Below are 14,035 nucleotides of genomic sequence, written 5' to 3'. Positions count from 1 at the left end.
TTTAGGAGGAATACGCCATGCAATCCTATATCAATCAGCCAGATGGAGTTTTTCCCTCTGTTTGCTCTCTTGACTGTCCTGATCAATGCGGTTTACTGCTGCACAAAAAAGACGGGAAAATCATTAAAGTTCAAGGAGATCCTGATCATCCAGTCACAAAAGGGAATATTTGCAACAAAGTCCGAAACATGACTGCCCGCCTTTATGACACTAATCGCTTAAAACAGCCATTAAAGCGCATCGGTCCGAAAGGAGAAGGGAATTTTGCTCCAATCAGCTGGGAAGAGGCCATTGACACAATCACTTCAAAATGGAAAGACCTGATCGAAATGCACGGTCCGGAAAGCATACTTCCTTACAGCTTTTACGGAAACATGGGCAACCTCAGCGCCGAGGGGATGGATCGCCGTTTTTTCCACAAACTCGGTGCAAGCATGCTCGAGCGTTCCATTTGTAACGCGGCAGGCTCAGTCGGATACAGCTATACAATGGGTGGTTCATTCGGCATCGATCCAGAAGAAACGATTCATACAAAGCTTTTCATCATGTGGGGCATTAACGCTGTGAGCACAAATATGCATCAAGTGACACTTGCCCAGCAAGCCCGAAAAAACGGGGCCAAAGTAGTTGTCATTGACGTACATAAAAACCAAACCGGCAAGTGGGCAGATTGGTTCATTCCGATTCTGCCTGGCACCGATAGTGCGCTCGCCCTCGGATTAATGCATATACTATATGCCGAGAATCTAGTCGACCAGCCCTTTCTCGATGAATACACAGTGGGGGCTGCCGAATTGCGTGAACACGTCCGCCAATATGACCCTGCGACCGTATCCGCAATCACTGGCGTTCCAATTGAAGACTTATATGAATTAGCCAGGATGTACGGCACCACAAGTCCATCATTCGTTCGGATAGGCAATGGCCTGCAGCACCATGACAATGGGGGCATGGCGGTACGTACCATTGCTTGCCTGCCGGCACTTACCGGCCAATGGATGACCGAAGGCGGCGGAGCCATCAAAGGGAATTCTGGATATCTGGCTTTTAATACAAATGCCTTAAGACGTCCTGATTTATTGCATAATAAAGCTACCCGGACCATTAATATGAACCAAATCGGTCAAGCTCTCCTCAAAAAGGAAAACCCGATTCGCTCCATGTTTGTATACGGCTCCAACCCAGCACTTGTCGCCCCGAATGCAAATATGGTGCAGGAAGGCCTAATGCGGGAAGATCTATTCACAGTTGTACATGATCTATTCTTAACCGAAACGGCCATGTTTGCCGACCTCGTCCTCCCTGCCACATCATCTTATGAAACGGAGGATTTTTATAATTCATACTGGCATAATTACGTGCAAATACAAAAACCTGTAATCGAAAAATATGGCGAGTCGAAATCGAATGTTGAACTGTTCAAACTGTTAGCTGCTGGAATGGGATTTGAGGAACAAGCATTTAGAGATTCAGAGGAAGAGATGATACGCCAGGCGCTGGATTTTCACGATAACCCGCATTTAGATGGCATCACCTATGACTCCCTTTCAAGGAATCAATTTGTCAAAGCCAAAATGCAGCCGATGTTCCCAGGCAAACTCCCGACACCAAGCGGTAAAATCGAACTTTATTCCGAACGGATGAAGCAGGATGGATACGAGCCTTTGCCAACATATACGCCAATCATAAAAGACAGCGACCTGCCATTTTTATTCATTCCGGCACCTAATCACAATTTCTTGAATTCAACCTTTTCAAATAATGCCAAACATATCTCCATGGAAAAGGAACCGAAGCTGCACATGAATGCCGCCGATGCCAAAACAATGGGGATAGCCTCTGGAGATATGGTTAAAATCTGGAACGGTCGCGGTGAATGTTTGCTTACCGCTGCTCCCGGTGAAAATGTGTTACCCGGCGTTCTTGTCAGCCAAGGCTTGTGGCAGAATACACCTGAAACAAAACAACACATCAATTCCCTTACCCCAGATCGCCTCTCAGATATGGGTAATGGCGCCGTTTTCTTTTCAGGACGGGTTGATCTTGAAAAAGTCCACCAAAAGTAAATCAATGTATAGCAATCTTTGAATATATCTACGGTTCCGGCATTTTATCTGCGCTTTTCGGAGTTATATCTGCGATTTTTGAAATATATCTGCGATTCTGGCATCATATCTGCACTTTTCGGAGTTATATCTGCGATTTCCGGATTATATCTCCGATTCCGGCATTTTATCTGCAATTTCAAAAAAAGGGCTGTTCCCAAAGGAACAGCCTTTTTGTCTAGCCATTTATTCTTCGTCAAACCAGCCTGTTGGCTGAATATCCAAGTTGTTATTGATTTGCTTCACTTCGGTGTAAGCTTCGTAACCGAAAGTTCCCAGTTCGCGTCCATTTCCACTTTGCTTGAACCCTCCCCAAGGAGCTTCGTTATAAGTCGGATGATATGAGTTTATCCACGTGATGCCGGCACGCACTTTTTTAATGACACGGTACGCTTTTGCGATATCATTCGTGAACACCGCTCCCGCCAAACCATATTTCGTATCATTGGCCAGTCGAAGTGCTTCCGCTTCATCCTTGAACTTTTGAACGACAAGCACCGGTCCAAAAATTTCTTCCTGCACAATCCGCATGTCCGGTGTCGTATCAACAAAAATAGTAGGTTCGACAAAGTATCCTTTATCCAAGCCTTCTTCTTTCATTCGATTTCCACCGACGATTATTTTGGCACCTTCTTCTTTTCCGATTTGGATATACGATAATATTTTGTTCATATGGGCTTCTGAAACGATAGGACCCATCTGGCTGCTTTCATCAGAACCTGAACCTACTTTGATCTTTTTCGCCTTCGCAGTAAGACTTGCAATGAACTGATCGTAAATGGACTCTTCCAACAGTAAACGAGAACCTGCTGAACACACTTGTCCTTGATTACAGAAAATCCCGTATAAAGCATAATCAACGGCAGTCTCAAAGTCAGAGTCCGCAAATACGATATTAGGCGATTTCCCGCCAAGTTCCAATGTCACTTTCTTTAGGTTACCCAGTGAAGCCTCCATGATCTTACGTCCTGTTGCCGTTCCTCCTGTAAAGGCCACTTTATCGATTTCTTCATGTTCGGCAATGGCTTGTCCGACAACTGGGCCAGCACCTAACACAAGGTTTGCGACACCTTTTGGCAATCCGACTTCATCCATGATTTCGAATAGTTTGACCGCTGTCACAGGGGTGATCTCAGATGGTTTGAACACAACGGAATTTCCTGCAGCAAGCGCCGGGGCGAGTTTCCATGCTGACATCATTAGCGGGAAATTCCATGGAACGATCTGCCCGCATACACCGATCGGTTCCCTTACGACCATCGCTTGCTGACCGTCAGGAACTTCAAAAGTTTGGCCAGTCGGTTTTGTAGCCAATCCTGCATAATATCTAAAACAGGCTGCTGAATCCGCTATATCAAAACGAGCCTCACGCAATGGTTTCCCATTATCCAATGTTTCCAACGCAGCTAATTCTTCAGCTTTTTCTTCTATTTTGTCGGCTATTTTGAATAAAATGCGAGCTCTTTCCACTGCAGGAGTTCCCCACCAACCACCTTCATAGAAAGCATATTTTGCTGCCTCGACCGCTGCATCCACATCTTCCTGTGTTCCTTCCGCAGCTTTGGCAATAACTTCCCCGGTGGCCGGATTCAATACATCCCTCTTCTCTCCTGAAGTCGAATTCACCCATTCCCCATTGATGAACATCTTTAAGTCCAGTGCTCCCGTTCCTTCTTTCTTCGTGTTATTTTGCAAAGTTTCCTGCATGTAAATTCCTCCTCGGTTTTAAGTTATCTACCTATATATAAGATATGAGCAAGATTCATGCCAGTTTGAAATAATAGGTAAAACACGTTTTTTTACCCTTTCCTGTCTCATTTAAATTCAATCGTGAATTACCTATTCATTTTTGCATAACATATGGGCAATCCTTCATCTCAAGCTCTTTCAAGATTCATAGAAAAATAAACCTGCAGTCAAAAAAAGAGATGAGCAGCTGCTCATCTCTTTTCTGATTAATTTCGGTTAATAATGACCAGTTTCATTTCCGTCATTTCTTCAATGGCATATTTTAACCCTTCGCGGCCCGTCCCGCTTTTTTTGACTCCGCCATACGGCATGTTGTCGACACGGTAAGTTGGGATATCATTAATGATAACACCGCCGACTTCCAATTGTTCTGCAGCAGAAAGAGCCAGATTGATATTTTCTGTGTATATCCCTGCCTGCAATCCGAATTCGGAATCGTTGACCAAGTCAATCGCTTCCTCAACGGAAGAAACCTTATTGATCAAAACAATGGGAGCGAAGACTTCCTGACAAGATACCTTAAGCATTGCATCCACTTCCAGCAATACAGTCGGATGCAGGATATTCCCTTCAGATTTACCTCCTGCTGCAACGATCGCACCGTGTTGTTTAGCTTCCCCGATCCAATCCAGGCTTCGCTGTACATCACCAGCACTGATTAATGCCGAAAGATCCACAGACGGATCCAAAGAATCTCCCAGTTTCAAGCCATTCGTTGCTTCTATGAATTTTTTGACGAACTCATCATATACCTCTTCATGAACATATGCGCGCTGTAAGGAAATACATACCTGCCCTTGAAAAGCGAATGCTGCCGATACACAGCGTTGGATGATTTTATCGATATTGATCCCTTTATCAACGATGACAGCCGCATTCGAACCTAGTTCAAGACTCACTTTCTTTAATCCTGCCTTATTGCGGATCCCGATTCCGACAGCCGGACTTCCAGTAAATGAAATGCTCTTCACCCGTGAATCGGTGACTAATTTATCACCAATAACCGAACCGCTTCCGGTAACTAAATTAAACGCACCTGCCGGCAAATCAGTTTCGGCTAATAGTTCAGCAAGAAATAGCGAAGATAGCGGTGTTTGGCTCGCAGGTTTCAGGACAAGTGTATTTCCGGCAGCAATGGCCGGGCCTACTTTATGGGCAACCAGGTTCATCGGAAAATTAAAAGGGGTAATCGCACCCACAACGCCTAGAGGCTCACGAACTGTGTATCCTATCCTTCCTTCTCCGTCAGCTGTAGCATCCATCGTCAATGTTTCCCCATGAATCCTTTTTGCTTCCTCTGCTGCAAATTTATATGTGGCAATCGTCCGGGATACTTCAACCATTGCCGTTTTGATTGGTTTCGCTGCCTCTTTAGCAATTATTTCAGCTGCCTCATCTTTGCGGCTCTCCAAAAGGCTCGCAAGCTTTTCAAGTATTGCAGCGCGTTTATGACTAGGTAAAGCTGCCATTGTTTTTCTAGCTTGATAGGCTGATTCTATTGCCAACTCTACATCTTCAAGGCTTGCCGAAGGAATCTCCGCTAGAACTTCCCCGCTATAGGGAGACTTTAGTGTCGTGAACTTTTCAGCTTCTTGCCATTTACCATTAATGAATAATTTCTTTTTCAGCGTTTCCGTCATGACCATCACTTTCACCTCTTATAAAATTTCTTTTTCGACAGCAGTAAATGTCTCATCAAGGATTTCAATTATTCTTTCGACTTCCGATTTAGTAATGATTAAAGGCGGTGCGAATACGAGTGTATCTTGATCAAACGTAACAGACCGGCAAATCAAGCCGTTTTTCGCCGCTTCAGCAACCAGTCTTGGAGCAAGCTGTGTCTCAAAGCCTTCGCATGTTTGTTTGTCCTTTACGATGGAGATGCCTCCAATTAATCCAAGTGCCCTGACATCACCAATAATCGGGTGTTTGCTTTGAAGCTTCTTAAAGCCGGCAAGCAACTCTTCACCACGCTGTTTTGAGTTTTCTATCAAGTTTTCACGTTCAATTATTTCAATATTTTTCAAAGCAACCGCACATGCCATAGGATGGCCACTGTATGTGTAGCCGTGTAAAAGCGTGCCTTTTGAAAGGGCAATGAAATCCTGATGCATCTTATCATTCAGGACGACCCCGCCTAACTGTGCATATCCGCTCGTCACACCTTTTGCGAAGCACATCATATCAGGTACAACCCCAAAGTGTTCAATCCCAAAATAAGTCCCTGTTCTTCCGAAACCTGTAATGACTTCATCCGTCACCATTAAAATGCCGTATTCATTACAAATTTCCCTTACTTCCTTAAAATAGCCTTCAGGAGGAAGGTTCACGCCACCAGCCCCTTGAATCGGTTCAGCAATAAATGCTGCAATCGTTTCCGGCCCTTCCTGTTCTATGACCTTACGCAACTCCTCAATGGAGGAACCGTCCACATGGTAAAAATCCGGTGCGATTGAATTCGTGAAGTCCCGGAACGGCTTCAGGCCAGTCGCACTTGTAGCTCCCATTGCCACTCCGTGATAGGATTTCGAGCGGGAAATGATTTTTTGACGATTAGGCTGCCCTTTCAAAAGCCAGTAATGACGAGCAAGTTTGATGGCCGTATCATTCGACTCCGATCCACCTGAAGTGAAGAAAACTGCATTCAAATCCCCTGGAGCGATGGAAGCGATTTTGGCCGCCAACCGGATTGCCGGCTCATTGCTGAAAGTGGCGAAACTTGAGGTGAAAGCCAGCTTCGTCATTTGTTCCTTCGCGACTTCAGCCATCTCTTCTTGTCCATGTCCAATATTCACATTCCAAAGTGAAGCCATGCCATCAATGACAGTTCTGCCCTTGACATCCGTAAGATATATTCCCTTCCCTTCCTTAAAGATGAAACTTGGACCATCTGCTTGCTGTTGCTCGATTGCCGTAGTCGGATGAATAAAATGCTTTTTATCCAAATCGATTAATTCCTGAATACCCGTCGTTTCTTTGATCATGTAAAAAACACCCTTCTCTTGTAGTGGATTTTTTCAAGCTAGTTTATTTTTTTATTTATATATTTAGATATAGCAAGATGCATGCCAAATTATATGTGCCTTATATTAAAGGTATTCAAGTTAAAATGATTCATATATAAATCATTAGGAGTTTGAGTTGATTCATATATAAATCATTTGATTCGTATCCGAATCAACCAACACTCATTCATAAGAATAAATACTAAATTACGAGTCCCCCCACTTTATTTTCTAATTGATGTTATAAAACCTGACACACAATGTTGAATTTTCGGAAGATTTGTATTATTATCACGTTAATATTTTTTCATCTCTCTTGAATCGCCATGTTAATCTAAACGAAAGAAGTTGATATATATGCAGGTAGGATTCGAACTGTACCAAAAACAAACCTTGAAATTATCATTAACCCCTGAATTACAGCAATCGATCAAGATCCTTCAATATTCGACACATGAACTAATAGGTTTCCTAAACCGACAGGCTTATGAAAATCCCGTTCTAGAAATAAGCTTTAAAGACCCCCTCGCATCACTTTCCGAATCTAGCATTCGTACACCTAAAATACATTCTCTGAAACGGTCCTCTAAAAGTAAAAGTTTCAACGGAGATAATGATTACAACCCAATCAACAATTATTCAATCAACACAGAAACATTGGAAAGCCATTTACTGGAACAATTGAGTTTACTAAGTTCGTTGAAAGCAATTGAAAGGAGGGTTCTCCAATTTTTAATTGGGAACTTAAATGAATATGGATTTCTTGAATTGGATGCCAATTGGACTGCCTCGCACTTTTCCGTGTCCGTCGAAGAAATAGAAAAAATGATTCAAGTTTTGCAATCCCTTGACCCGATTGGAGTCGGGGCTGAAGATCTGACCGATAGCTTACTCATTCAACTGCGTGAGCATGAGGATCACAATGAATTGGCGTATAAGATCGTTAAAAAGCACTTAACGGACTTAGCAGAAAAACGCTACAGGAAAATTGCCGCCCTTTATAAAGTGACCATTCAGGAAGTACAAGAAGCAGCGGATTTCATCCGTACGTTAAACCCGCGTCCCGTCAGTCACTTTTCCAATGATTTGACTCATTACATCACTCCGGACGTTTACGTGGAAAAAGAAAAAGAAGGTTTTCTGATAACGGTCAATGATAGCTGCACACCTAAACTTTCCATCAGTCCTTTCTACAAGGACCACATCTCTCTGAATCCTGTTAATCCAGCTAAAGATTATATAAAAAGGCATATAAATGATGCCCAATTACTTTTAAAAGGGCTCGAACAAAGGCAAATGACACTTTACAAGGTGGCAGCGACAATCGTGGACGAGCAGCAAGAGTTTTTCATGAAGGGAATTACGGGGCTAAAACCTATGACACTGAAAGACATTTCGGAAAAACTTCAAGTTCATGAATCAACAATCAGCAGGGCCACGAGCAATAAATATATCCAGACGCCGCATGGCCTCTTTAAACTTAGGAACTTCTTTACTAGAGGGGTAAACCGCGTGAATAGCCAAGCAACCGAATCAACGACCACTATCAAAGAAAAAATAAAGGTCTTGATTGCCGATGAAGATAAGATAAAGCCTTTTTCAGATCAGAAACTTTGTCAAATATTCGAAAATGAAGGGATGAAGATCTCCCGCCGCACTATTGCAAAATACCGTGAAGATCTCGGTATACCGGGATCTTCAAAACGGCGCAGATTTTAAAATCAACCAAATTTTGTGTCCACATTACGGAATGACGTATTCTAAAAGACTCTTACAAAGGATGTATCCATCGTAAGGGTCTTCTACTTTTTCACTGCTTCATTTCATTTTTTTGTGAAAAATCAATTCCACTCTAACAAAAAACCCCTGAAACAGGGGCTAGAATCATAATATATAGTTTTATTTATTCCCCCATTTATCTTTGAAAATAAGTTCATCCATCGGCCTTCTTTTTTCCCAATTAGCAAGTTCAAGAATGGGTTTATCCGGATATTGATCCGTATAGCCAATCGACAGGAGTGCGACAGGTTCTATATGCGGCGGAATCTCCAAAATATCACGAATATCATTTTTCTTATAAAAGCTTACCCATCCCATTGCCAACCCTTCCGCACAGGCAGCCAGCCACATATTTTGAATCGCGCAGGCTGTGGATAGGATATCCGTTTCCGGAATGGAGTTCCTCCCTAAAACATGGGAGCCGCCCCGTGTCGGGTCGCATGTAACACAAATGGTGTAAGGTGCTTCTTTTAACCCTTCCACTTTCAAACCAAGAAACTTATTTTCTTTATCTCCTTCATAATGAATGGCGAGTGCCCTTCTTTCTTTATCCGCTGCCCATGCCAAACTGTTCTTGGTTTCCTGAGATGAAATCACGATGAAACTCCAAGGTTGCATGAATCCTACAGACGGCGCATGATGTGCAGCATCCAAAATTCTGCGGAGTATATCCTTTGAAATGGGCTTAGGCAAAAAACTCCTGATATCCCTTCGGTTATAAATGGCTTTATAAACGGCAGCTTGTTCTTCATTAGTAAACATAGTTTCCCCCCAAGTTTCTCGGCTTTATCTAAACATACATACAATTTTATAGGTAAACCTTTACAATTAAAAGCGAGTTCCAGAAATCAAAGGATTCAGCTCGTTCCGTCCACAATAAGATCCGCTCTTTCTTGAGGCCTTTGCGCACCCACATAAAAATCTTCATGCACCATCCAATTATCCTCCCACATTTGCCGCGCTTCTTCACCATCCCGCTCAAGCCCCCGTTTCAAACGCTGATCACGGGGACATTCCACCCAAATCGTGAAATCATGGTACCCTGCCAATTCTTTACGGATGGAATATGTCCCTTCTATAATTACAAGGCCTTCAGCAGGAACATCATGCCATTCGGCCATAGTGTCCGTTTCCCAATCATACCTTTGATACCTTGCATCCCGCCCGATTGTAAGCGGTTTCATAATTTGGTTAAACACCCGTTCCCAATCATAATCCGCACCAATCTGCTTTTGGGATGGAGGCAGTTGGACCCTATCCGATGATGGCAAATAAAAATCATCCATATGTACGACCGTGCTACCCGGACACTCAGTTTGGATACGGGAAGCGAGTGTACTTTTTCCAGATCCGCCCCGGCCATCTATGGCCAATATATATGGAAATCGTTTTTTGGAAATTTCGTGAATTTCAGCTATAAGGCTGCTAATCGCATACTGTCCATCAAGTGTTGGAAAATTCATGAGCATTCCTCCTATACTACTTATTTCTATTCCCCCTCCCTCAAAATCCTTCCTTGAGAGGATAAAATGAAAAAAACTAGATGGAGGTGCTGGCAATGTTACTGGATGACCATCGACTTGAATACGCCATTCGGATTTGCCGAAGAAAATGAATTGGCAGATGCCGAACTGTTTCTAGCAGCTTTCCCTGAACTTCAAACTTTGTTTTCCAAATGGATACTAAAGGCCACTCCCCAACCGGTTTTCCTTTTCTGCGAGCATCACGGCTATCTTATCCTGGATTGCCGTAATGCCTTTTTCTTCTACAAAATTATTCAAGATGATCGAAAATATGACTTTTTCCCCTCTTTTGGTCGTAACATAACCTGATAAGGAGCTCGTTCCTGAAATCGTCCCAGTTTTTGCGCGAACATTCCCGGCTGCATATGTTCCTTTCATCCTCTTTCTTAGCGTACCGCCCACCATCCGATTGTCGTTGCCTGCAATCGGCAAAGCATTCAAGTAAGCAGTAAACCATGTTTTTTCCTGTACGGCATACAGCAGCTTCGTTATTTCATTCGCTGGAATCATATTGACTTGTGAAATTCCTGATCCATCACGCATCATGATCGTTTGCATATCGAGACCCATACTCTTCAGCTGATTTCGAGCAACCTTCAAACCATCCTTCCAGCTTCCCTCCCCTTCTGCCTCTTTGCCCATTTCCTTCACCAAAACCTCGGCATGGCCGTTATTGCTCAATTTCATGAAAGGAATAAGCAGTTGTGAAAGCGGCATGGACCGATGAGTGGCAATCATGTCCGCTCCTACTGGCGTTTTCCCTTTTTTCCTTTTTCCCAACACTTTAATTCCTTGTTTATTCATTGAGTTTTCAAATAAGCTCAGGGCATATTCTGTGGGATCTTTCACGGAAATCCACTCTTTGATCACCCCGGCATGCTCCGGAATGGTTCCGGTCACCGTAATGACTTGTGTGCCATGAGACCTTTCGACTTCAATTTTATTATTGCCGTCTTCCGATTCAGTTTTCGTTTTGTTGATGACCTTCACATAATCCGTTTCCGGCTTCAGCTTCACCGTTGCCCTTTTACCAGCCTTTTTCCCAGGTGATATCTCCACGATGATGGTACCGGTATCGTAGTCTTCATTCGGGGAAGCGGTTAAAGCCGAAACGGCTGCCCCATAATATTCCTGTTCATCGCTCCAAACTAAGTCTTGGGAATAACGAACATCATCATACCAAGAATCATCGCCTATAAGATCCCCGTGAACCAGCTTAACTTGCCTGTGCTTCAGTGAAGCTGCCAGCTCATCGAAATCCTTTTCCAATAATGTAGGGTCTCCTTTTCCCTTCAGGTATACATCGCCCTGCAGAACCTGGCCAACTTGCACTCCTTTTATGTATAGTTCCGTTTCAAAAGTATGATCTTCCCCTAAAGTTTCCAGCGCAGCTGCTGCAGTCAATAGCTTAAGGTTCGAAGCAGGACGCAATCTCGTTTGCGCCCCCCGTACATAAATCATTTCCCCCGTTTCAGCTGAACGGATGGAAATTCCCGTTAACGCGCCAGCCAATCCCGGCGATTCATCCAATATTTGTTGAATCTCCTGCCCTAGGTTTCCATCATCATTCGCAGCCTGCATCGATTCTCCATTAAAAAAACAGATCAAAAACAGGAAGAATATAAAACTCAACTTCCTTTTGTATGTCAAACCTATCACTCCCACTCTAAATGCTCACCACTTCTATCTTGTCCAATTTACAGTCATATAAAAAGAAAAGATCCACTCGAAGTCCTTATTTATACATACTCAGGAAACTGGAGGATTATTCGGCTGCCATCCCACGGAATCGATAGGGAACCCGACTTCATGATTCCTTTGCACAAAAGAATAATAAGGAACTTTCTTGTCGGCTAATCCGTATAAGTATATAGACATAGTAAGGAGTGAATATATGTATTCAAAGATACAGCCACCAACCAAGAAAATCTCCAAAGAATCAGTGAAGGTTTGGCGGATGACTGAAGCCATTACCAATCTCATTATCCTCACCGTCCTTGGCATCCTATTATTTGTTGATGATTATTTCACTTGGAAAGAATGGATTGGATGGATTTTAAACGGACTTATCGTATTATCTTTTTTTCATGCAATCTGGTCCATCTTCATTGAACCGATCTTGTTGCAAAAGTATTGGCGTTACGATGTGAACGAAGAATTCATTCAAACAAAACGTGGAGCCTGGAGTGAAACGCATGAACTCATTCCGATGACGAAGGTCCAATCCGTCAAATTGAACCAAGGACCGTTTTTGCGAAAATATAACCTTTATTCCCTTAGCATCGGAACAATGGGCGACTCTCATGACATACCTGCCATCCCCGAGAAAGAAGCTTATGAATTACGAGATAAAATTGCCCATTTCGCAAAAATTAAGGAAGTGGATTAATGATGGAAGAACACGCAAAACGATTACACCCTTTCAAAATCCCTTTCGAGTTTTGGAAATTGCTGAAAGGAAATGCGTTTTTCATCATCATGCTTTATGTCCTGAACTTCGGTTCTGAAAAGGTGTATATGATGGTACTCCAAGTCGGTTTTCTAGTTTATCTGATTTGGAAAGTCATTTCCGTCATCCTAAAATGGTATACGTATAAATACCAAATCAAAGAAGGAACCATATATATTACTTCAGGGCTCATCTCGAAATCGTATCGGACGGTCCCGCTTCATAAGGTACAGAACGTTCAGCAACGCACGACGTTATTTCATAAGATTTTCAGTTTAACCTCTTTAACATTCGAAACGGGGGTGACTGGTGATCAGGGTACCGTACCTTTCGAGGTGATTTCCCGAAAAGAGGCCGAACGGCTTGAGGGGGAATATGCTTCAAAACAGGAAATTCCGGTTATCGAAGTGGATATTCCCGAAAAACGAATAGCTGAACCAATCAATGAAAAAACAATCCATTTCACACCAACCAAGCAAGATGTCCTGAAAGCTTCCTTTACATCACTCAGCTTCCTGGCTCTTATCCCGATATTGGCTACGTTATATAATACACTCGATGATTTTATCAATTTGGAGAACGCCGAAGGGTTTCTTGCCAAGTTATTGGATACGTGGTGGATCATAACCATCGTTCTTGCAGGCTTCGTATGTGTCGCCGTTGCCTTCGGAATCGTCTCCACATTCGTCAAATATGGAAAATATGAAATTTCATCCGATCACGAGCGTATATATATCAAGAAAGGTGTATTGGATGAATCCGCTTTTTCCGTTCAGAAAGAAAAAGTACAAGCTGTAGAAATCACCCAATCAATCATTAAAAGATTGCTAGGCTTGGCAGAAGTGAAACTGGTCAGTGCAGGAAATACGGGCGGGGAAGAGTTGGAAACGAATACACTCTATCCTTTTTTATCGATCGAACGGGCATATGGGATGGTAGAAGAGATTTTACCCGCTTATAAAGTGGAACGGTCAATGGAGCCGCTATCGAAACAGGCCTTCAAAATCCGAATGCTGCGGCCCAGCTTTTTCTGGATTCTCACAACATTGGCAATCTATTATTTTAAACCCTCCCTATGGTATATATCGCTGATTTTACTCGTCCTCATTTATTCATTGAGAATAATGGATTACAAAAATAGCCGTTACTTGTTAAATGATGAGTTCATTCAGTTCAAATCCGGAAGTTTGGAAACATCGCTATTCATTACCAAAAGAAGCAAGGTCATTCAAATTGAGGTGGAACGTTCGAAGTTGCAAAAGCTTTTCGGTCTTGCCACAATTGAAACGATCAACCGCTCCAAGCCTGTACACCATACAAAGCTCCAGGATGTATCCGTTGAATATGCAGACGAGTTTTACACATGGTATATGGACAGGACAAAAAATATTCAAGTCGAATAGTTATCAAGAATCAAAGAGTTGA

At 42.9% G+C, this 14,035-nt stretch carries 10 protein-coding genes; 4 read left to right on the top strand and 6 right to left on the bottom strand.

The window, feature by feature from the left end:
• Window positions 1-17: 17 nt before the first annotated feature.
• Window positions 18-2,066 carry a molybdopterin oxidoreductase family protein gene (locus BW986_RS22180; RefSeq protein WP_076370857.1) on the top strand — a complete coding sequence of 683 codons (2,049 nt, stop codon included), beginning with the start codon at window positions 18-20 and terminating at the stop codon, window positions 2,064-2,066.
• 225 nt (window positions 2,067-2,291) lie between these two features.
• On the opposite strand, the gene BW986_RS22175 is transcribed toward BW986_RS22180, so the two are convergent.
• The 3 genes from BW986_RS22175 to BW986_RS22165 form a co-directional block, all read right to left on the bottom strand.
• Window positions 2,292-3,812: an aldehyde dehydrogenase family protein gene (locus BW986_RS22175; protein ID WP_076370855.1), complete on the bottom strand. Its 1,521-nt coding sequence runs from the start codon at window positions 3,810-3,812 to the stop codon at window positions 2,292-2,294.
• 248 nt (window positions 3,813-4,060) lie between these two features.
• The gene (locus tag BW986_RS22170; protein ID WP_076371199.1) at window positions 4,061-5,494 is read right to left on the bottom strand and encodes an aldehyde dehydrogenase family protein; all 1,434 of its coding nucleotides are present in this window, start codon (window positions 5,492-5,494) and stop codon (window positions 4,061-4,063) included.
• Between the two features lie 18 nt (window positions 5,495-5,512).
• Entirely contained in the window at window positions 5,513-6,838 is a 1,326-nt protein-coding gene (locus BW986_RS22165) for an aminotransferase family protein (protein ID WP_076370853.1), read from the bottom strand.
• Between the two features lie 378 nt (window positions 6,839-7,216).
• Here BW986_RS22165 and rpoN point away from each other — a divergent pair, with 378 nt between their 5' ends.
• Complete coding sequence (gene rpoN / locus BW986_RS22160; protein ID WP_076370851.1) at window positions 7,217-8,578, top strand: RNA polymerase factor sigma-54; 1,362 nt, start codon at window positions 7,217-7,219, stop codon at window positions 8,576-8,578.
• 180 nt (window positions 8,579-8,758) lie between these two features.
• Here the strand turns inward: rpoN and bluB are convergent, their stop codons facing one another.
• The 3 genes from bluB to dacB form a co-directional block, all read right to left on the bottom strand.
• Window positions 8,759-9,400 carry a 5,6-dimethylbenzimidazole synthase gene (gene bluB / locus BW986_RS22155; RefSeq protein WP_076370849.1) on the bottom strand — a complete coding sequence of 214 codons (642 nt, stop codon included), beginning with the start codon at window positions 9,398-9,400 and terminating at the stop codon, window positions 8,759-8,761.
• A gap of 95 nt (window positions 9,401-9,495) precedes the next feature.
• Window positions 9,496-10,101 carry a uridine kinase family protein gene (locus tag BW986_RS22150; RefSeq protein WP_076370847.1) on the bottom strand — a complete coding sequence of 202 codons (606 nt, stop codon included), beginning with the start codon at window positions 10,099-10,101 and terminating at the stop codon, window positions 9,496-9,498.
• A 219-nt stretch (window positions 10,102-10,320) separates the two neighbouring features.
• Window positions 10,321-11,742: a D-alanyl-D-alanine carboxypeptidase/D-alanyl-D-alanine endopeptidase gene (gene dacB, locus BW986_RS22145; RefSeq protein ID WP_081395750.1), complete on the bottom strand. Its 1,422-nt coding sequence runs from the start codon at window positions 11,740-11,742 to the stop codon at window positions 10,321-10,323.
• A 313-nt stretch (window positions 11,743-12,055) separates the two neighbouring features.
• Here dacB and BW986_RS22140 point away from each other — a divergent pair, with 313 nt between their 5' ends.
• Together BW986_RS22140 and BW986_RS22135 are read left to right on the top strand one after the other, a co-directional pair.
• Window positions 12,056-12,550: a PH domain-containing protein gene (locus BW986_RS22140; protein WP_076370843.1), complete on the top strand. Its 495-nt coding sequence runs from the start codon at window positions 12,056-12,058 to the stop codon at window positions 12,548-12,550.
• Window positions 12,550-14,013 (top strand): PH domain-containing protein, encoded by a 1,464-nt coding sequence (locus BW986_RS22135; protein WP_076370841.1) that lies wholly within the window; start codon window positions 12,550-12,552, stop codon window positions 14,011-14,013. Before BW986_RS22140 ends, BW986_RS22135 begins: the two co-directional genes overlap by 1 nt.
• Window positions 14,014-14,035: the final 22 nt, after the last annotated feature.

This window comes from Peribacillus simplex (assembly GCF_900156045.1).
GTDB classification, from domain to species: domain Bacteria; phylum Bacillota; class Bacilli; order Bacillales; family DSM-1321; genus Peribacillus; species Peribacillus simplex_D.
The sequence above is the reverse complement of the archived record's forward strand: the minus strand, read 5'-3'. Positions and strand labels throughout refer to the sequence as shown.

What these genes read in the sequence shown, in the direction of transcription:
- BW986_RS22180 (WP_076370857.1), top strand. Translation starts at nt 18, where the DNA reads ATGCAATCCTATATCAATCAGCCAGATGGAGTTTTTCCCTCTGTTTGC.
- BW986_RS22175 (WP_076370855.1), bottom strand. Translation starts at nt 3,812, where the DNA reads ATGCAGGAAACTTTGCAAAATAACACGAAGAAAGAAGGAACGGGAGCA.
- BW986_RS22170 (WP_076371199.1), bottom strand. Translation starts at nt 5,494, where the DNA reads ATGACGGAAACGCTGAAAAAGAAATTATTCATTAATGGTAAATGGCAA.
- BW986_RS22165 (WP_076370853.1), bottom strand. Translation starts at nt 6,838, where the DNA reads ATGATCAAAGAAACGACGGGTATTCAGGAATTAATCGATTTGGATAAA.
- rpoN (WP_076370851.1), top strand. Translation starts at nt 7,217, where the DNA reads ATGCAGGTAGGATTCGAACTGTACCAAAAACAAACCTTGAAATTATCA.
- bluB (WP_076370849.1), bottom strand. Translation starts at nt 9,400, where the DNA reads ATGTTTACTAATGAAGAACAAGCTGCCGTTTATAAAGCCATTTATAAC.
- BW986_RS22150 (WP_076370847.1), bottom strand. Translation starts at nt 10,101, where the DNA reads ATGAATTTTCCAACACTTGATGGACAGTATGCGATTAGCAGCCTTATA.
- dacB (WP_081395750.1), bottom strand. Translation starts at nt 11,742, where the DNA reads ATGCAGGCTGCGAATGATGATGGAAACCTAGGGCAGGAGATTCAACAA.
- BW986_RS22140 (WP_076370843.1), top strand. Translation starts at nt 12,056, where the DNA reads ATGTATTCAAAGATACAGCCACCAACCAAGAAAATCTCCAAAGAATCA.
- BW986_RS22135 (WP_076370841.1), top strand. Translation starts at nt 12,550, where the DNA reads ATGATGGAAGAACACGCAAAACGATTACACCCTTTCAAAATCCCTTTC.